Genomic DNA, 18341 nt, shown 5'->3' with positions numbered 1-18341 from the left:
AGTGAACTCTGCTTAATTCCATCTGTTAATCCTTTTCGTTCACAGAGTGACGATATTTACTCGGACTGATATTCTCCAGGCTTTTGAATACTTTGATAAAATATTTATCGGTCTGATAGCCTACTCTCTCCGCAATTTCGGAGATGGGCAGGTTCGTCTGCACTAACAACTCCTTTGCTCGCTGTACCCGTTTGCGCATGAGATATTCGCTGAAATTCAGCCCAACTTGTTCTTTGAACAGCACACTGAAATAACTGGAATTCAGGTGCAGGGAATCGGCAAGCTCACGCATCGTCATCGGTTCACCCAGATGTGTCTCAATATATGCCAAAGCTTCTCCAATCGGTGTATTATCCTGTTGCTCTCTCCGTTCCCGGATGTCTACCAGCTTCGGGTCAACGATGTCTTGCATCGCTTGGATACGTCGTTGCTGCTCATGAAGAAAAAGTGCCTTCTGTACCGTCTGAAGCAGCTGCTCTTTATCAATCGGCTTGAGCAAGTAATCCACCACACCCAGCTTAATCGCTTGCTGCGCATAATTGAAGTCTGCGTATCCTGACATGATCAGCACCGCTGGTTTGCCAGGAAAATGTTGAATAGCTTCCACCAGAGACAAGCCAGACAACTCCGGCATGCGTACATCCGTAATCAACAGGTCAGCCGGCTGGCTTGCAAGCCACTCTCTGGCCTCCACACCACTCGCAACCGTCTGAATCCGATTCTTCCCGGCAGACCATATTTCAAGTGTTTTGCGTATACCTTCTCTTGTACGTGGCTCGTCGTCCACAATCAAAATCGTTTTTTCATGAATCATGTCTAGCCTCCGTTCCCCTCGGAATGCCGAACCGGATCACTGTTCCTTTACCAACTCCGCTCTCGACCGTAAGTTTGGCCTGCTCAGCGAGCTGATCGCCAAAATAAAGCCCGAGACGTTGATGTACATTAATCAACCCGACACCTGCTCCTCTTCCGGGAGCTACGGGCTCACCACCATTTAGTGCCTGTTTAATATTCTGAAGACGTTCCTCGTTTATTCCTGGTCCATTATCGCGCACCTCCACACACACGATATCTGTTATCGATGAAGGTTGTACGCTGATCTTTACCATTCCAGGTTTTAACGTATTCTCGATGCCGTACAGAACGGCATTCTCCACAAGCGGCTGAATCAACAGCTTAGGCATCGGCGTGCTGCGCAACTCCTCGCTCATCCTGATCTCCCACTGCATCCTATCACCCAGCCTCATCTGCATAATGTTCAGATACCGTTCTACATGTTCAAGCTCGTCCGCCAGCGTAACCCATTCATCCTGATGGGGGCTGGAAATGATGTAGCGAAATAACCGAGACATCGCGATAACCATACGCGCCATCTCCTCCTCTCCTTTTTCATCCAGTGACCAGTAGAACGCTTCTAATGTATTGAACAGAAAATGAGGGTTGATCTGGGATTGTAGTGCCTTCATCTCAGCCCGAGACTGCATGACCTCTTTCTCATGCACCACCTGCGTCAATTCATTCTGCCTGTAGACCATCTGGTTATACACCTCGTTCAACTCATTGATCTCCAAGGTAGAACTCACCATGAGGTTAGGTCTCATTGCCCCCGGTTGTGCCCCGCGCATCGCCCGCATCAGCCGGATTAGTGGACGGGTAATCATCGTGGAGAGGAAGAAGGACATGACTAAGAAAAGCACAACGCCGATAATTCCCGATACAAGCAATGCCGTTCTCAGGATTGACACTCCTTCGGTAGTCTCTCGTAGTGGTGTCAGTACAGCCAGTGTCCAGCCGGTTAACTCAGATCGTTGCTTCACCACGATATAAGATTCTTTGCCATTCTGAACAACCGATTCACTGTTCATCACTGCCTGAGGATCGAGATGCACATCCAAATTAGAGGTCACCACTTCACCGTCAACGTCCAGCAGCATGATTGAATCCTGGGAGCCGTCTGCCCCAACCGAATCATTCAGTTGAAAAAAACTGCGTTGCATACGTACAACCACGTATCCCCCGTGCTCAAAGGAACGTTCCAGCAGACTGATTCGCCGAACAGCCAGAAGAATGCTCGGATCGTCGGGATCGGAGCCAGCCCACACCAGTCGACCCTTACCCTCGTCCGCTTTGACAATCCAGTTCCGCTCCAGCCTATGACTTAATGAACGATCATCCATCGGAAAGATACGGCTATAATCTGTCGTGTAGATTTCCATGCTCTGCGCACCATTAATGAAGGATTGGTAACTACCTGCAATCTGCAGTAGCGCCTGCCGCTGATTAAAACTCGCCTTCTGCCCTCGCTTCTCTTCATTCAGCAGACGTTGCACATAAGCATCATCTGCAACCTGAGCGGTCAGGGAATTCACCTGTGCAATCAGTGCATCCAACCTGCCACTGGCCTGTACCGCGGTCTGGTGGATATGCTTCTCGGCATTGTTTTTCAACAAAGCCGCCACACGGTCATAGGCTGTAATGCCTGCGAGCAGCAGGACTATGAGCATGACCATTACAAAACCGACAAAGATCTGATTACGAAGCGAGTTAAAATGCCTTGTTTTCCGCTGCACTATCTAGACGTCCTCCTCTTTCTGCATGTAAAAGAAACCACCATCTCACGCCCGTATGTTACATAACGGGATACACTCGATGCCGGATTCATCTACGTTATTCTGTTAAGGTTATATTGAAGCGCTTGCAAAAGAGCCGACAAATTAAACTCTCTTATGTTTCTTTTCCTCTTAGCGGATCAACCTTTGTTTATCGATTAAATTAACTCATTCAAGATAACATAGTTTTATTTGGGGATCAATGGATTTCAACTGATCTTTAATAGATTAGAACATGATAAGAGGAGGACATGGAGCAATGGAAGATCCACCCCCCACGAAACTCCTTAATATGTAATTATATATAATATTATGAAATATTCTATTATGATAGACAATATGAAAAATGATATCAAATACCTAACTTTCTAAGGAGATTCTTAACTTATGAAAAAAATGAGCCTAAAAAATTGGATTATCATTTTAACACTTACTCTTTTAGCCTCCTCTCTAGTTGCAAATGTTGTTGGGTATAGTTCAAGTAATGGAAGACTAAAAGATTATTTAAATCAACAATACAGTCAGGTGCTGTCAGATTACGAACGCAGCATTCTTTCCACTTCAGATTCAATCTTGTCAACTTTGCAGAGCGCTATAGATAAAAAGAAGATTAGTAAAGAGGAATTATTATTGTTATACAAGAGCTATGAACAGTTAAATCAAAATCAGATTCAATATGCAAACTATGTGCTGATCTATAACTCTCCTGATGGGAAAGAGGCTTTTTCTCTGGACAAGAATGAACCTATTACTCTTAATTATCTTCCTGGTTTTATCTACTTTAATTCAAGCAAAGCTATGTTTGAAAAACTTCTTTTGCAAAGCGAACTAGCTTCTGACTTAGTTGTAACTGCTAGCTTAGATAAGAGTCTAAAACTTGCAAATGAAATCGTTCAATTAAATACAGCCATTTATAAAAAATATATCAATGAAAATTTCGCTCAATTGTCAAACGAGGAGGCAATCATGACCCGGCTATACATACAAAAGGATCTGACCACCTCGTCTGCAAAACTAGCCGATCTTGATGCAGAATTATCTAAATTGAATGACTAAATCCCTTTTAAAAGTCGCCATAACAAAGAGCCGAAACAGGACTAACCTCTGCTTCGGCTCTTTTGCAACCATACATTAGAACATTCGTCACCAATCATTGCTTATATCCATCAATGTTACCCTTTAGGCAGCGCATTACGTAGACGTTTCTCCCGATACCTCTGATAGGCACGAATCAGCATGCCGATGATGATCATTACCACACCGATGTTAATCGCCACATCCGCCAGATTCAATATGCCCCGCCCCGACGGAAACACCAGAAAGTCCGTCACACGAGCATATACAAAGCGATCTATGGCGTTGCCGAGTGCACCGCCGACCATGAAACCTGCCCCGGCCTGCATCCAGAATCCCCGTATCTCACCTTTGCGCCGATAATAGAGCATACCTACGATAAACAGCACGGCAATGACCCCGAATAAACGTGCATTCCCTTGAAACATGCTTCCGGCCATACCGCTATTTTCGTAATGTTGCAGCTGCATCCCTGAATCCCCAAGCCGCATCACTTCGCCAACCTCCATATACATCCGAACTGCAATTTTAGTACCCTGATCCACAAGCGTAACCAGCAACGCGATAAAATAAAACAACATCGTTTTCCCCCTGCCTGCCTAAGCCGCTCTTTATGTTCAATTGCAGAAAAATCATTATAACGTTCTTCTTACTCTACCACAGCGGTTATAACGTCTCCAAATGATCCAGCCTTAAGTCTCTTCTAACATCCGTTAAAATCAGCAATTTACTTCAGGCAGGTAGGACCCTGATCCGCGTCGAATGTAGAGCTTTATCACACATACGAAGGAGATGTCTTTCATTTGAATTCGATTAATCCCGAAATCACTGCAAGACTTGCACAGATGCAACAGGAAGAACAGGAACTGATATGGGATACATTCAACTCCGAAACAGCACTACAACTCGGCCTGTATCTAGTTCAGGAAGCGAAACGCCGCTCACAAGCGGTGACCATTGATATTACGCTAAAGGGACACCGTCTCTTTTTGCATGCGATGGAAGGCACCCACCCCGATAACGAAAACTGGATTCGGCGCAAAAACAACGTGGTCAACCACTTCGGCTCCAGCTCCTGGCATACGGCCTTACGACTACGGAGCGAAAATAAAATATTGGAGCAAGATTACCAACTATCTGACTCCGATTATGTACTGGCTGGTGGCGCATTTCCGCTGATACTAAAAGAGGAAGGGCATGTGGGGACAATCACAATATCGGGTCTGCCTGATGAGGAAGATCATGATCTCGTCACCACAGGCATTCGCTCATTTTTAGAGAGGTAATACATACTCCGTACTCATAACTGCGTGTCCTGGAACGTTGTGCACGTGAAAACCCGCCTTATATGATTGAATAAGGCGGGTTTAGTATTTTTAACTTTTCCGATCCAGAACGCAGTTAAGGAATCAGGATGGCTTTTTATTTTTCATCATGTGATATACATTGCTAAAGCTGCCGGAGAGAATGCCGACAATCGGGAAAATCGCCCAGTTAATGTCCCAGCGCTGGTAGACGAAACCGGTAAAGAGGAAGAACGCTGTCGCGAGTGGCCAAACCACAGCCTCAACGGCTCGCACTGCTCGTGCCTCTTCTCTCTTGGCTGCATTCAGATGCTGATCCTCAAGCAACGTCGTATAGGAACCCTGAATATTACCGTAATAGACAAACAAAAACACACCGATCCCCGCTGTAGCCAAGAGAGTCGATACACCGTAAGCCGCATACGTATCATTCACATAGGCCCCTGCAAATATGAAAACAGGAGACAGGATGCACAGACACACGCCCGTAATAAGAGCCACACGATATGTGAGTGCAAAGCTTACCTTACTGCGCTGGATAGTCATCAACAGGGAACGAGGGAGCTGGAACCCTTTCTCCATATACTCAAACCGTCCCAGCTTCATGCCGCTATAGATGAACATACCCACAGCAACAGCCGCCAGCACAAACATACCACTCATGCCAATTACAGAGCCAATGCCGAACGTACCTTGATCTGATGAAGATCCTAAGCTCTCGAACAGCGTATCCATTAATATGAGAAAAGCTATTCCCGCCGAGGACAGCCACACGCCCAGCCCCGTCCAGAAGCCTGCACTTCGCTTAGCCGCGAGATAGGCCTGAACCTCTTCTTCGGTCAGCACTGGATAGGTTTCCGCAGCATCCTCAGTCTGAATTCCGAGCTCTTCCATCAATTCTTCGATGTTGCCAAACTCAGAGATCACAATGCCAACGGCCTCATTCTCTGATCTGCCCTCCTGTTTTAACTCCAGATACTTATCTTCCATACCCGAAAGAAGCTCCTGTTTCATGCGCTCCACCTCAGGACTTCTCGGCAATCCCGCAAACATATTGTCCAGATATACCATTATTGTCTCCATGTCCGATCACAGCTCCCTGATAAACAGATTAACGACCTCTTGCGTAACCTTCCATTCCTCGCATTTTTCTCTGTAGTAGTCCAGGCCAGCTGGCGTGATCCGGTAATACGTGCGGCGTTTGCCCAGACTTTCATCCTGATAAAAAGATTCAATATATCCGTTTTTTTCCAAGCGGGTAAAGGCCGAATAGAGTGTAGTTTCCTTCATGACATACTTTTCATCGGTTAGCTGCCGGATGTTCTTGGAAATCTCGTATCCGTACGATTCTCCTTCAAGCAACATGTAGAGGATCAGCGTATCATTATACCCCCGTATTACGTCACTGCTAATCACAAAAGGTATTCCCCCTCATTACTTCATCTGTCGTAGTAGTTTGAGTATAGCACAGTTACTACGACAGATGAAGTAGTTTAGTTAAAATAGGCAAAATAAAAATCCGCACCTGGTTAGAGGTACGGATTTAAGAGCTGTAACCTTAGTCTATGCATGTTCAGTCAACCATTTAACAAACGGTTCTCCTGCTCTGCGTTTAACGATGCATTTACTTAATTGCAGACAGCACATCCAGTAGCATGGACTTGAACTTCGGACGATCAATCGCCTCACAGACACGTACATTTGGCGCTTTACCAAAACGTCCGTTGATATCCACCACGCTGTATCCTCGTGTCAATTCTCCTGCCGCTTCAACATCGACATAGTAATGACCAGACTTCGTCATGAGTGACTCTTCTGCAGCTACCGCCATTAACAGGGTATCAGGATGCGTTGTTCCGTTCAATTTATGTACCGACTTGTTGAATTGCATGACCACTTTATTGATCGCAATGAAGAAATCGGAGCCCGAGGTACGGAGTGCTGCAATCTCTGCATGATCGTTATCATCCATAACGGAATATTGAGTACACATCTCCCAGCCAACCATCGTAATAGGGATGCCTGCATGCAGTACAATTTTGGCTGCCTCAGGGTCTACGTAAAAGTTATACTCCGCCGCCGGTGTGATATTGCCCAGTGCATTGTTCGTTCCACCCATGATATATAGATGAGCAATCTCAGGGATAATCGTTGGGTCCTTCTGAATCGCCATCGCAATGTTCGTTAGCGGCGCAATCGCCAGCAGTTCAATCTCCCCAGGATGTGCGTGAACCTTCTCGATAATAAAATCAACCGCATGCCCGCTCTCGGGACGTTGATCCGCCTTGGGGAAATGCGCGCCGCCCATACCGTCATCGCCATGCACATCTTCTACCGTACGATGCTGAGCCTGACCATAGGCCATGAGTGGACGCTCGCAGCCTTTATATACCAGGACCTTGCCGCCGTGTCCGGCAACCTGCACGGTGTACAGTGCATTTTCAACCTCTTGGTCAAACTGCACGTTCCCTCCGGTAATCGTAATGCCTTCCACCTGAAAATGATGCAATGCCGTCAGGATCGCAATCGTATCGTCTCCTGCTGTATCCGTATCAATGATGACTCTTCTCATGCTGCCGCGCTCCTTCTTCTGTATAATATTCGTTCTATATCCGCCAAACGACCTTCGTTTATATCACCATACTTATTCAACGGACATATCTACGCGTAACGTCAGGGTTTATTTTACATCAAAAACGTACCAATGACGATGGAAACGCCGATGATCACGGAGCGTAACAACTGTGCTACCGCCATATTGCCACGCGCAATTTCATCACAGACCTTTATTTTAGGCGTCAAGAAATCAAATATAATATAGACCAGACACAGAATAATGATACCCAGTCCCGACCACAGAAGCATATCCAGCCATGCATGCGTTGAGAACGACACCATACCCACAATAATACACAGACCCAGCAGCTTGCTGCCCATGTACATACCTGCCGCCTCGTTGCCTTTGGCGATCTCCTCACTGTCGTTATACCGGGTCAATTTGCTAAATGCAAAATACCCCACAATCAACACCACTAACAGAATGCCGATCCCCACTGCAACAGTCACGAGGTTCAACCCTAGCTTTTCCATTCCTTCTCCTCCTCATCATTCATTGGTTTACGTACAGCGGCTGCGCAATAATACGCCATATCTCCGGTTACCTTCTCCCCGACCCTGGGCAACATTCCGGCAAAATGTCCACCAATTACGAATACACCGGTTAGCAAATAACCGCTGTATTCGCCATCTTCTGTCTGAATGACAGCCTGTTCCATTGGCACAAGTTGCTGATAGATCTTAGGCTGATTCTCGTAATAGGCGGCGACCTCTTCGTCCTCGTCATCATCCTTATTCAAGACTGCAGGGATGTCCCCCGTGGTGTCTGACTCCGGTTGTTTTTTCAATTTAGAAAGAGAATCTGCTTGATGATCCAGCAAAATAGTCCCCCGGCCCTCGCGCCCCCAATAGCTCTTGGCTACGTAAGGTGCATCGCTCTGCTCAAACGGCTCCGCGGTGAAGTAGGTCGGCAGCAAATACCGTGAAATCACGTCCAACTCTGCCTCGTCAAAAAGCGTAAATCCGCAGTACTCGGGCGTCTGCTCATTCCGCTCGTACAGCGACCAGATGGTAGCCATAAAACCTTTGCTTTGCATCAGCACATGCTGTAAAGGATTCATCAGGCCAAGCTGTCCTTCTCGTACCAGTTCAATCAGAGCAACACCAATGTCTACACCGGTCGTTTCGTCCCGATCCCCAATCAGGTATTCCAGCGGATACAACCGATATAACAATTGAATCTCGCGGCCCTGATGACACAGCGCTTCTCCAGGCACAATCTCAAGCTCCTCCAGCGGAGCATATAACACCTCATATCCAGCCTCACGGCAGCGTTCCATCAGGTAGGTGGTATTCGTACGATCCTCGACATGCTCACCGTAAGAGGTGAATGTGACTGGCCCCTGCAACCCTTGCTCAGCATAAAAGGATAACCACGATCGGAAGCAATCTCGGATACGTGCATCCATATGCACAGAGGGTGCAGTCCATGCCTGGTCTTCTGTCCGTCCGATCAAAATGTGTTCAAGTGCCGCCGATTCAGGAATACCTGTGGGCGTGTCGGTGTTATTTTCAATACATTTCAAACCAGCTTCGCCAATAATCCAGTCCTGACGAGTGATTCCGCCTGTAACAGCCTCCATACGCGCTGCGGGAATCAACCCGGGATGGATACCAAGAGGACTCTCCAGAAACGAATCCGGCATATAACGCTGGATGAAACGCATCACTTTACTATAAATGGCGTCCACTGCCTCTGTCGCGGTTCGTAGCTCTTTCAGTTCTTCCGGTGTATAAACCGTCAATGCGGGCACACAGTACTGTTTGCCGTACATACGATGATATGGGATTTGCTCACCAGCTTCGCTCGCGAAAATCTCTTCATGACTGAACGGCAATGAGTACATTTCCCTCATCCCACCAACCTCCTCCGGATGATGCGGAGAATATTTGCCTGCTTCATGATGTCATTAACCTCCCGAACTTCGGAAAAAGCTGCCAAAGCCGCTCGATTTGGATTTGGTTGAGCTTTTATAAGAGCTACTGCCGTCTTTGCTTCCGCGATAAGAAGATCCGCCGTAATAATAATGACCGCTGCTGGAATCGTACTCGCAGCCTGTATCATATTCGGGATCACATTCGTCATTGCTACTGCCACATCCCGCAAGCACCGCAGGCACAGCCAGCATCAGCGAGAATGCAACCAGTTTCGCTTTGGAGCCTGGTTTGGCGCTTGGAGTAGAGTGTGGTTCAAAGCCTATTTCAGAGCTTAAAATAGATGATGATTCTGATTCTAATGCTTTGCTAGATGCTACTACAGTCTCAGAACTAGACTCTAACGTGAACGCAATTTCATCCCCGATGACATTTCTGGACACTTGCCCGGATACAGGTTTTTGCACCTCTGCTTCCTTCATTACAGATCCACCTCTTTCATGAAAAACAGTACTTTCTTCCGATCCGCATCGAGCACGGAGTACAAAAACTCGTACGTCTTGCCTTCGCGTACCATGTAATGATCCAGCAGCTGTTCGGCCAGTTCCATGGTGTAACCCCAGGATTCCGCAAGCTCCAGTTCCTCAAAGGAACGTCCATTCCACAGCATATATTCCGGGCTGTACATGGAAGACATTTTACACATGCCCAGCGCTGCATCCGCAATAGCAGCACCATGCCCTTCCGGCATCTGCTGGTCATACGCAGTCACATAAATGGCGTGATCCCGCCGATCCTGACACTCATTGGACAGATGGGCCCATAGTTTGTTTTTCATCAGGGTAGCATCCACCAGCTTACGCATAAACAGTTCATCCCGCGTCACTGAAGCCTGTTCAAGCACGCCTGTTTCTGCCTGTTTATCCTCCGACCAACTGCGATACATCAATGAATAATAGATGGTGATTCCCTCCCAATCTGCAAGCTCGTAGGTGAGCCGATTCAATATACACAAACGTATTAAACGCATGAGGAGGAAAAAAGTTACACTATTCGCCGAGACATGTAAAAAGAAACACATTTAATTTATGGTGCTCTTTTAACTATGCTCCAGCCCACACACCAGACTTACTTTACCTACTTATCTGCCTGCCTACTTAACATGCCTTACATGTATTACCTGCTTATCTACCTCCCTTCCCTAACTACCTTACTTCCTATACTCCCTTACTTACCTAACAACCTAACTCCATACTTTCCTAATTTTATCCCCCGCTCATGCGCTAACGATCACCAGAAAGCTTATTTGGCGAAAAAACAGGCTGATCAAATTCTAACGATCAGGAGAAACGTTATTTCGGAGAAAAAACAGTGAAATCGGCTAAAAGCTCCACATTTCTAGCAAATAAGGTCACTGGTGATTGTTAGAATTTTAAATCGCTAAAAAACAGCCAAATAGCGTCTCCTGAGATCGTTAGAATATTCTGATTCACAACCACACAGCAAAGGGCTGCCCCATGTCAGTCAATGCACACCAAATGCATCAACCGTGAGATAGCCCTTTACGTCCTTTGTACTCTAGTCAGTTTCTTTGTGCTCTATTCAGTTTCCTTGCACTCCAGTTAGTTCCCTACAGTTATAGCTATTTACCTTCAACAATCAGCCTAGTATTTACCCCATGGTACGAGTCTTAGATGTTTTACTTGCACGTTTTACTGTCATCTTCACTTCTACGATCACATCTCAGCCCATTGAGCCAATAACTCATCATAAGCTGCGGATAACTGCTCACGCTCGTTCCAGGTTTGCTCCAGCGCTATCGGATCATTGGCTAACGATTCAAGCTGCTGATCAAGTTCCCGAATCTGCGTTTCTATAAGAGCCATCGCCTGCTCCAGTTGCTGAGCAGACCTGTGACTCCCACGATTGCCACCACTTCGGCTTTGATTGTTACTGTGGTCACTATTCCCATTACTGCTATCACTTCGGCTTCGGCTTTGACTGCTACTGCGGTCACCGTTCACACTTCCAACATTCTTGTCCACCCGTCCAGCATCGAGCTCAGTATGAGCTTGCTCCAACAGGATCTCTCCGCTTGCAGATGCAGCATCATGTCCGGCGCCTCCGGCTTTTAGTCGGGCACCTTTGCTCTCTCCCGTCTCTGCTGACTTCCCATTGAGCCCCGTCCCGGTTCCCTTTTCTGTTGCTCTTCTTCCAGTTTTCGATCCGTTTCCAGCGCTACCTGCTCCAAGGTCTTGTGAAACTTCCTTCGCTGCACGAGCCTGCAAATCAAGCTTCTTCTCCCGATATGCTTCGTAATCCCCAAGGTATGTCGTTAACTGCCCGCTTTCCAGTTCCCAGACACGGGAAGCCAGACGGTTCACAAAGTATCGGTCATGTGAGATAGCCAGTACGGTTCCTTCAAAATCAGCGAGCGAATCCTCCAGCGCTTCTCTTGAGGCAATATCCAGATGGTTGGTCGGCTCATCCAGCAGTAATACATTGGGTTTGCGATGTACCAGCAACGCAAGCCTCAGGCGAGTCCATTCCCCGCCGGACAGTTGCCCTACCGAACGGAAAACATCTGCGCCATAGAATAGATATCTCGCCAGAATGCCACGGGCTTCTCCTTCCTCTACGCCTGCTTCCAGACGGAAGTGCTCCAGCACACTCAGCTTTGGATCCTCAGGCTCCTCCTGCTGCGCCAGATATCCCACATCAACGCGCGCGCCCCATTCCAGCTTGCCTGCATCCGGCTGTTCTTCACCCAGCAACAGCTTGAACAGCGTGGTTTTACCGGAACCGTTACGGCCAATCAAGGCCGTTTTGTCCCCGTATTCCAGTAACGCCGAGACGCCTTGTAAAATATCCCGGTCACCGTATCGTTTTTCCACGTCTTCCAGCACAGCTACACGTTTACCTGTCCGATCCGTCGGACGCACATCAAAATCTGCATGACGACGTTCCAGCACAGGACGTTTTATTTGCTCCATCCGCTCCAGTGCTTTGCGCATGGAGGCTGCACGGCGGAAGAACTTTTCGTTACCACCAACACGGCCCCATTCCTCCAGTTGGCGGATCGTTTCCTTCATTTTTTTCATAACCTTCTGCTGCTCCTTGAACTCCTCAAACTGCTTCAGCAGCCGCTGTTCCTTCACCTTCATATATTCGGTGTATCCGCCCGTAGCGATTTCGGCCTCTCCGTCCTCCAGCTCCAGCGTACGTGTCACGACCCGATCCAGAAAATAGCGGTCATGTGAGATCAGAATGACGGTACCCGAATAATCTCGTAAAAATCCTTCCAGCCACTCCACCCGCTCCAGATCCAAATGGTTCGTCGGCTCATCCAGCAATAACAGATCCGGACTGACGATCAGCTGCGAAGCCAGCACCACACGGATCTGCTCGCCACCTGAGAGTGAACCGAACCGCCAGCCGTAATGCGCCTTGGCAATATCCAGGCCATCCGCAACCTGATCAATCCGTGCATCCATTTCGTATCCACCTTCGCGTTCGAACCGCTCCTGCAGTGCTGCGTACCGCTTCAACAGACGCTCCAGTTGCTCTGGATCTGCCGCACAGGCGGGATCGGACATCTGCTGCTCCAATTCGGTCATCTGGGTGCGGCAAGCGATAAGTTCCCGAAAACCAAGGCCCAGTACATCCAGCACCGTGTGGTCATCCATTCCTTCGGGTACTTGGGCGACATAACCGACCCGTGTATCTTTTTTTAGCATCAGTTGGCCTTCATCCGGCTGGCTTATCCGGGCCATCAGACGCATCAAGGTGGTTTTGCCGCTTCCGTTGCGGCCGATCAGGGCCACCTTGTCGCCTTCCATAATTTCAAATGTAATGCCGTCCAGCACCAGATGTGCTCCGTGATATTGTTTCAACTGTTGCGCGCTAATAATGATCATAATAAGGTTCCTCCTATGGATTGGAAGAGCCTAACCGCAACACAAAAAGAGCAGCAGGAGGTTAGCTCCGCGGCTCTTCAGAATTCAAGCAAATATGCTTATCGTCCGAATGAGGTCAAGGCAGGCATCTTCTCGCACATGTTAACTTCCGTATATTCAAAATTGGACAGACTTCTCCCGTTGTTCGAAAAAGTATGAACAATGCCAGCCATAGCAATCGGCAGCTGGCTAATACGGTTGTTAAGCATCTCGTGATTCACCTGTCTTCACCTCCCTTTTTCATAAGTAATGTCAATATATCACAGACGGCTGCACCTCTGCAACCACCTCATGCGCCTAGCATCCCTGTCATTTGCCTGTGCCCACGGTTTTCATTCGCCATTCTCCATCAGTAGTTTTCATTCCCTAACTACTTTTGCTGAATTCCTACGATCTTCCACGGCTCTTCTTCCGATTTTCTACCACTCTTCTACTCGGAAGGCAAATTACCCTAGATAAGTCATCCGAATATCCACGATATTGTGCAAATTTATCTCCACGCGCAGTTCCTCATGCTCATTGATCGCAATTAATGAGTTACCGCTAACACTTAATTTTTTGATGGGATTGGTGTCCTCCAAAAAAATCGCCCACACCAAATGATCTTCTGCATCGGTACAAGCAATGAAGCCTTCATTCCCCATTTGCCCGTCTCCGCCAACGATTTTCCCACCTTGATAATCCACACTTGTCCATGCATCTACCATCGTCCAGCAATCCGGATTGTATTTCACAATACTGTCTATCGTCGTATCACAAACGGGAGAACAATACATGGTTCGCTCGTTGCTGTTAGGGTCAAAATATGTGCGGATATCTAAAATAATGACCGTTCCTTCTGGAAAAGCGATGCAATTTATACCTGGCATCTCTCGCTGTTCAGCGGACCAATGTTCCATGATTAAGCTATTCATCATATGTCCTTTCCTCGGCGCCGAAGCACTAGAGCCGTAATCGCAACCGTAACAAGCGTCAGCAGCCCCGATGTACCTATTGCTGCACCAAGCAGCGCATAGCCAATTGCGTTCCAGCTTTCCATATCGATACTCATCACGATCACACCCGCTCCGCCAAGCAACGTCAGACATGGCAAAATGGACTGAATCCACGTCATCTGACGCCCCTGCGCCCGATACACGATCCATTCGATCAGCAATTGCACCACCCACATCCCAATCGTCCACAAAATAACGATATCCACAAAATCCTCTCCTTATGATTGGATATTCATATCGACCGCTACTTGAGCCAGTCTGCAAAAAAGTTCCGATACCCTTCCTTCATAATCGTTCTTGAAAAGGCACCAAATGCATACTCGCGGTTGTCCTCCGATACACTGCGCGGCGCAGCCGCAGCCATGTTCACCAGTTCAAACCAGTTATCCTCGTTGCCGGCAAAGGCGTGCGTGGATCTGATGTGACCGTAGCAGGCATGTTCGGGCTTCACGACCATTTTCCCCATCGCCATCGCTTCCGTAAGTGGCATCGCAAACGTATCAAACGCCGAACAGCTCCAGTATACCTTGGCCGAGTTCATCAGCGTAAATATCTCATCCTGGGTGAGTGCGAACTTCAGCTTCACGTTACTTGGGATGTCGTATTTCTTCATACTCTCCTGGTAGCGCACACCGCCAAACACCATGTACACTTCCTTGTCCGGATTCTGCCGGGCATATTCCAGCACAAGGTCGGGACGGCGGTTCGCCTCATCCCGCCCGATCCAGAGCACGCGATTATGCACGACCTGACTCGGGTCATAATGGCGGTGCGCCAGCTCTTCGTTGAAGCCAATCGGAATGACGTTCACGTCATGCACGCCGAAATTGCGCCCCAGCTCTCTTTTCAAAAACTCGGTCTGCACAATCGCTTTATCCACCATCGTATAGAATGGCTTCATCATCTCATACCCGGTTAGTGCCGGGTCAGGGAAACTGTGCGGAAACAGAACACTTTTCGGCAAAAACATTTTTAGAAATGTAAATCCCGATACCGTATAGATCACATGCTCAATATTTTGGCTATGAATCTGATCCAGCACGATATCATAGTTCACCAGGTCACCCTTCTCATGCTCGTACCCCGGTAGCCAGTCGTATCCGCTCACATGGCGCTCCGGCGAGATGAACACAACGTCCACACCCAGCTCCAGCCCGATCTGTTTCAGTCGATCCGCGAACACCCGCGGCCCCTGAGCCTCCGTGAATTGAATTTTACGCATAACCAGTCCGACTTTACGCAAACTTTTCACCCCTTATATCCATATTGCACTTCAACCGTCTAATCTTTTATCTTACCTCGTTCAGATGATTCATGCATTGCTCCAGCGTCGTAGCCGTCTCATGCCATTGATTGCGCAGCTGTTCCTGCGGCCACACACAGTCCGGATTCCGTAAATCGCCGTCGATCAGACGTAACATCCAGAGCGAGAATACAATCGCATAAGCATCGTACCACTTAGCAAAAGAAACCGGTTCAACCTGCACGCCAAGGCTCTTCAGCTTGTCCAGATACACCTTCATCACACGCGCCCGAAGCCCCGGCGTCATCGTACGTGGAAAGAGCGGATGCGACAAGTCCAGCAGATGATATACGTCCCACAATGGCATATTCAGGTGAGCATGCTCCCAGTCGAGAATGACCAATCTACCCTCCACCTCGGCTACGTTGCCGGGGTGCAGATCACCATGGCACAGCACCAGCGGTAGCTCGTCCTCTGCCGTGAGGATCAACATGGTGAGTCTGTCCCAGTCCGCTGCAGACAACGTCAGATGCAGTTCGCGTAGCAGTTTATCCGTTGCTGACGGGTACTGCAGCAGTTCATGCAGCATATCCCGAATGGGCGGCTTATGCCCGACTCGCGGCAGGTCTTGGAACGTTGCAACGGGAAGTGCATGCCAAGCCGCCATATGTGCGGCAGCATTCAATATCGTCGATTCGCACAAGTGATGCTCCAGCTGTCCCATGTCCTCGTAGATCATCCAGCTCTGCTCCGGAGTCGCCGCCTGGTCCGAAGCCGCAATGAGCTGCGGATATACGGGTGGCAATTGTGCCATCACATGCTCGTACATCCAGCGTTCCCGTCCATGCTGTGCAGGATTCGTCAGCGGTTTGAAAATATAAGTCTGGCCGGATTGAACAGTAAATCGTTCCACACACCTGCCGTTCATCCCCTTATAGAGAATCTGCCGTGCTGTAACCTGCTTTTCATCTACTGTTCCTTCGGATGTCACCCAGCGCTCTGGAAACATGTTCTCGAAATTCTCTGCATCCTCTATATTTTCCATGCTCTTCATAAACTCACCCTCCTTTCTGTTTAACCGTTCCGTACAGGATTTCTATCCATCATACGTTGCAGATGAACGGCCTGCAAGAGGTGTTTCTTACTGTTAAGCAGAGGGCTATCGCAAGTACATTTTTCTCCCTGTGCCATTCATTCCTTTCCGATCCCTTTATAAACAATGATATAATGGAACGACAGATTGTGAGGGTACTTGAACATTTGCATAGGAGGAACGACCATGAGCATTGTACTGATACCTGAAAAAGTAGATTTCCGCATCTCCACAACCGATCTGAAGGCCATCTATACCGAATCCGGCGGTGTCACTTTACGGATAGATGTGCAAACGCGTGGGGATGTACCTCTAGATCATTATCGAGAAATCGAACTCACTTTCGACACCGTTGCTGAACTGCGCTGCATCACGGTTAATTTCTTCGAGCTACATGCAGGTCAGGTTGAAGGGATCAGCCAGCAAGACGATGTGCTCGCCTTCTGGGAGACTAACGGCTATCATCCCGATCCCGGCTTTTATCAGGTCGTAGATTCACCCATTCTAGAGGAGAAAAGAACACTATTTGATCCCCGAAACCGGCTTGATCTGAAGCATTATCTTGTCGCCGGATATGACAGTTATGTTGAGGTTATTGCCTCATCTTATCAGTTTGCGGTGAAGGATTAGAACGGTTTCCAGAGAATAAAATACTGAGCGCCAGCCGAATCCAATGCATACAAAAAAAGAACCAGGCCGATCATTCGACTTGGTTCTTTTGGTAACTCAAATTGGTTTTGGTTTCTCACACCTATTCAAACACAATTCTCCCTGACGGATGCTCAGGCAAAATCGACGACACCAACTGCCGGACAGCAGGCTGATCCGACTCCAAGATGGAATCCGTGGCATCCCCGGTATAGACCAGCCTTCCCTGATCCATCACGGCGATGCTGTCGCAGATCGTCAGTGCGGCGCGGATGTCATGCGTGATAAACAGATAGGACAGCCCGTACGTTGCTCGTAGATCTGCCAGTAAAGACAGAATTTGTGTCTGATGCACCATATCCAGACTGCTGATCGATTCATCCAGCACGATTAACTTCGGTTTAAGGGCAATGGCTCTGGCGATGTTGACCCGTTGCAATTGCCCTCCGCTGAATTGATGTGGAAGCTTGCTCGCGTCCTGCGGTGTAAGCCCGACCTGCACGAGTAGCTGTTCAATCATGCGCTGTTGTTCCTTGGCAGACAGGCGCTCGTAATTGTCCAGCGGCTCTCCAATAATCTGCGCGGCCGTCATCATTGGATTCACGGCGGAGTAACAGTCTTGGAAAACGACTTGCAAGTCACGACGTAGCCCTTTGAGCACCGTTTTATCCGCTCGATAGATATCCTGGCCTTGAAATAACACCTGACCTTGGCTGGGTCTCTCCAGCCCAAGAATAACTTTGCCCAAGGTGCTTTTACCTGCTCCACTCGTTCCAAGCAGTCCTAAACACATGCCTTCTTCAATCGTAAGTGAAACATCTTCGAGAACAGAAGGGCGCGATCCCGAACGCTCCAGCCAGCTCCGCTTGCCATAGCGATGACTTACTTCATGTACTTGTAACATCCGGTTCTCCGCCTCCTTCCTCGT

At 48.2% G+C, this 18341-nt stretch carries 20 protein-coding genes; 3 read left to right on the top strand and 17 right to left on the bottom strand.

The genetic code is table 11. From position 1 onward, the window contains the following. Positions 1-25 precede the first annotated feature (25 nt). Together BLQ13_RS15530 and BLQ13_RS15525 are read right to left on the bottom strand one after the other, a co-directional pair. On the bottom strand, positions 26-814 hold the full coding sequence (locus BLQ13_RS15530; RefSeq protein ID WP_090921628.1) for a response regulator: 789 nt from the start codon (positions 812-814) through the stop codon (positions 26-28). Then, positions 804-2570: a cache domain-containing sensor histidine kinase gene (locus tag BLQ13_RS15525; protein WP_090921626.1), complete on the bottom strand. Its 1767-nt coding sequence runs from the start codon at positions 2568-2570 to the stop codon at positions 804-806. Before BLQ13_RS15525 ends, BLQ13_RS15530 begins: the two co-directional genes overlap by 11 nt. A gap of 426 nt (positions 2571-2996) precedes the next feature. Here BLQ13_RS15525 and BLQ13_RS15520 point away from each other — a divergent pair, with 426 nt between their 5' ends. Next, the gene (locus BLQ13_RS15520; protein WP_090921624.1) at positions 2997-3665 is read left to right on the top strand and encodes a hypothetical protein; all 669 of its coding nucleotides are present in this window, start codon (positions 2997-2999) and stop codon (positions 3663-3665) included. Between the two features lie 116 nt (positions 3666-3781). Here the strand turns inward: BLQ13_RS15520 and lspA are convergent, their stop codons facing one another. Beyond that, positions 3782-4264 carry a signal peptidase II gene (gene lspA / locus BLQ13_RS15515; protein ID WP_090921622.1) on the bottom strand — a complete coding sequence of 161 codons (483 nt, stop codon included), beginning with the start codon at positions 4262-4264 and terminating at the stop codon, positions 3782-3784. A gap of 222 nt (positions 4265-4486) precedes the next feature. Between lspA and BLQ13_RS15510 the strand changes: the two genes are divergently transcribed. After that, entirely contained in the window at positions 4487-4969 is a 483-nt protein-coding gene (locus tag BLQ13_RS15510) for a heme-degrading domain-containing protein (RefSeq protein ID WP_244159330.1), read from the top strand. Between the two features lie 123 nt (positions 4970-5092). Here the strand turns inward: BLQ13_RS15510 and BLQ13_RS15505 are convergent, their stop codons facing one another. From BLQ13_RS15505 to BLQ13_RS15450, 13 genes are all read right to left on the bottom strand, one after another. Beyond that, complete coding sequence (locus BLQ13_RS15505) at positions 5093-6070, bottom strand: permease prefix domain 1-containing protein (protein ID WP_139168902.1); 978 nt, start codon at positions 6068-6070, stop codon at positions 5093-5095. Between the two features lie 6 nt (positions 6071-6076). Beyond that, on the bottom strand, positions 6077-6403 hold the full coding sequence (locus BLQ13_RS15500; RefSeq protein WP_090921618.1) for a PadR family transcriptional regulator: 327 nt from the start codon (positions 6401-6403) through the stop codon (positions 6077-6079). 208 nt (positions 6404-6611) lie between these two features. Next, positions 6612-7559, bottom strand: a complete 948-nt coding sequence (locus BLQ13_RS15495; RefSeq protein WP_090921616.1) for a nucleoside hydrolase — start codon at positions 7557-7559, stop codon at positions 6612-6614. Positions 7560-7672: 113 nt separating this feature from the next. Next, positions 7673-8077, bottom strand: a complete 405-nt coding sequence (locus tag BLQ13_RS15490; RefSeq protein ID WP_090921614.1) for a DUF350 domain-containing protein — start codon at positions 8075-8077, stop codon at positions 7673-7675. Beyond that, complete coding sequence (locus BLQ13_RS15485) at positions 8065-9459, bottom strand: glutathionylspermidine synthase family protein (protein ID WP_090921612.1); 1395 nt, start codon at positions 9457-9459, stop codon at positions 8065-8067. The genes BLQ13_RS15490 and BLQ13_RS15485 overlap by 13 nt, the downstream gene beginning before the upstream one ends. Positions 9460-9513: 54 nt before the next feature. Further along, complete coding sequence (locus BLQ13_RS15480; RefSeq protein ID WP_338060880.1) at positions 9514-9960, bottom strand: hypothetical protein; 447 nt, start codon at positions 9958-9960, stop codon at positions 9514-9516. Next, complete coding sequence (locus BLQ13_RS28700) at positions 9960-10484, bottom strand: hypothetical protein (RefSeq protein WP_244159329.1); 525 nt, start codon at positions 10482-10484, stop codon at positions 9960-9962. Before BLQ13_RS28700 ends, BLQ13_RS15480 begins: the two co-directional genes overlap by 1 nt. 730 nt (positions 10485-11214) lie before the next feature. Then, positions 11215-13395 carry a ribosomal protection-like ABC-F family protein gene (gene abc-f, locus BLQ13_RS15470; RefSeq protein ID WP_090921611.1) on the bottom strand — a complete coding sequence of 727 codons (2181 nt, stop codon included), beginning with the start codon at positions 13393-13395 and terminating at the stop codon, positions 11215-11217. A gap of 98 nt (positions 13396-13493) precedes the next feature. Then, on the bottom strand, positions 13494-13655 hold the full coding sequence (locus tag BLQ13_RS28565) for a hypothetical protein (protein WP_167375752.1): 162 nt from the start codon (positions 13653-13655) through the stop codon (positions 13494-13496). A gap of 225 nt (positions 13656-13880) precedes the next feature. After that, the gene (locus BLQ13_RS15465) at positions 13881-14351 is read right to left on the bottom strand and encodes a hypothetical protein (RefSeq protein WP_244159328.1); all 471 of its coding nucleotides are present in this window, start codon (positions 14349-14351) and stop codon (positions 13881-13883) included. Next, entirely contained in the window at positions 14348-14635 is a 288-nt protein-coding gene (locus tag BLQ13_RS15460; protein ID WP_090921609.1) for a hypothetical protein, read from the bottom strand. The genes BLQ13_RS15465 and BLQ13_RS15460 overlap by 4 nt, the downstream gene beginning before the upstream one ends. A gap of 38 nt (positions 14636-14673) precedes the next feature. Then, complete coding sequence (locus tag BLQ13_RS15455) at positions 14674-15672, bottom strand: glycosyltransferase (protein WP_090921607.1); 999 nt, start codon at positions 15670-15672, stop codon at positions 14674-14676. 46 nt (positions 15673-15718) lie between these two features. Further along, on the bottom strand, positions 15719-16726 hold the full coding sequence (locus BLQ13_RS15450) for a phosphotransferase (RefSeq protein ID WP_090921605.1): 1008 nt from the start codon (positions 16724-16726) through the stop codon (positions 15719-15721). Between the two features lie 225 nt (positions 16727-16951). Between BLQ13_RS15450 and BLQ13_RS15445 the strand changes: the two genes are divergently transcribed. Next, a complete protein-coding gene (locus tag BLQ13_RS15445) occupies positions 16952-17395 on the top strand; it encodes a hypothetical protein (RefSeq protein WP_167375751.1) in 444 nt (147 codons plus the stop codon). 121 nt (positions 17396-17516) lie between these two features. Here the strand turns inward: BLQ13_RS15445 and nikE are convergent, their stop codons facing one another. Beyond that, complete coding sequence (nikE, locus tag BLQ13_RS15440) at positions 17517-18317, bottom strand: nickel import ATP-binding protein NikE (RefSeq protein WP_090921603.1); 801 nt, start codon at positions 18315-18317, stop codon at positions 17517-17519. Positions 18318-18341 lie beyond the last annotated feature (24 nt).

It is taken from the genome of Paenibacillus polysaccharolyticus (assembly GCF_900102085.1).
GTDB classification, from domain to species: Bacteria; Bacillota; Bacilli; order Paenibacillales; family Paenibacillaceae; genus Paenibacillus; species Paenibacillus polysaccharolyticus.
The sequence above is the reverse complement of the archived record's forward strand: the minus strand, read 5'-3'. Positions and strand labels throughout refer to the sequence as shown.

Bases quoted from the DNA above. Each gene is read 5' to 3' on its own strand.
- BLQ13_RS15450 (WP_090921605.1), bottom strand. From the start codon at position 16,726: ATGAAGAGCATGGAAAATATAGAGGATGCAGAGAATTTCGAGAACATG.
- BLQ13_RS15495 (WP_090921616.1), bottom strand. From the start codon at position 7,559: ATGAGAAGAGTCATCATTGATACGGATACAGCAGGAGACGATACGATT.
- nikE (WP_090921603.1), bottom strand. From the start codon at position 18,317: ATGTTACAAGTACATGAAGTAAGTCATCGCTATGGCAAGCGGAGCTGG.
- abc-f (WP_090921611.1), bottom strand. From the start codon at position 13,395: ATGATCATTATTAGCGCGCAACAGTTGAAACAATATCACGGAGCACAT.
- BLQ13_RS15530 (WP_090921628.1), bottom strand. From the start codon at position 814: ATGATTCATGAAAAAACGATTTTGATTGTGGACGACGAGCCACGTACA.
- lspA (WP_090921622.1), bottom strand. From the start codon at position 4,264: ATGTTGTTTTATTTTATCGCGTTGCTGGTTACGCTTGTGGATCAGGGT.
- BLQ13_RS15490 (WP_090921614.1), bottom strand. From the start codon at position 8,077: ATGGAAAAGCTAGGGTTGAACCTCGTGACTGTTGCAGTGGGGATCGGC.
- BLQ13_RS15480 (WP_338060880.1), bottom strand. From the start codon at position 9,960: ATGAAGGAAGCAGAGGTGCAAAAACCTGTATCCGGGCAAGTGTCCAGA.
- BLQ13_RS15445 (WP_167375751.1), top strand. From the start codon at position 16,952: ATGAGCATTGTACTGATACCTGAAAAAGTAGATTTCCGCATCTCCACA.
- BLQ13_RS15505 (WP_139168902.1), bottom strand. From the start codon at position 6,070: ATGGAGACAATAATGGTATATCTGGACAATATGTTTGCGGGATTGCCG.
- BLQ13_RS15520 (WP_090921624.1), top strand. From the start codon at position 2,997: ATGAAAAAAATGAGCCTAAAAAATTGGATTATCATTTTAACACTTACT.
- BLQ13_RS15465 (WP_244159328.1), bottom strand. From the start codon at position 14,351: ATGATGAATAGCTTAATCATGGAACATTGGTCCGCTGAACAGCGAGAG.
- BLQ13_RS15485 (WP_090921612.1), bottom strand. From the start codon at position 9,459: ATGAGGGAAATGTACTCATTGCCGTTCAGTCATGAAGAGATTTTCGCG.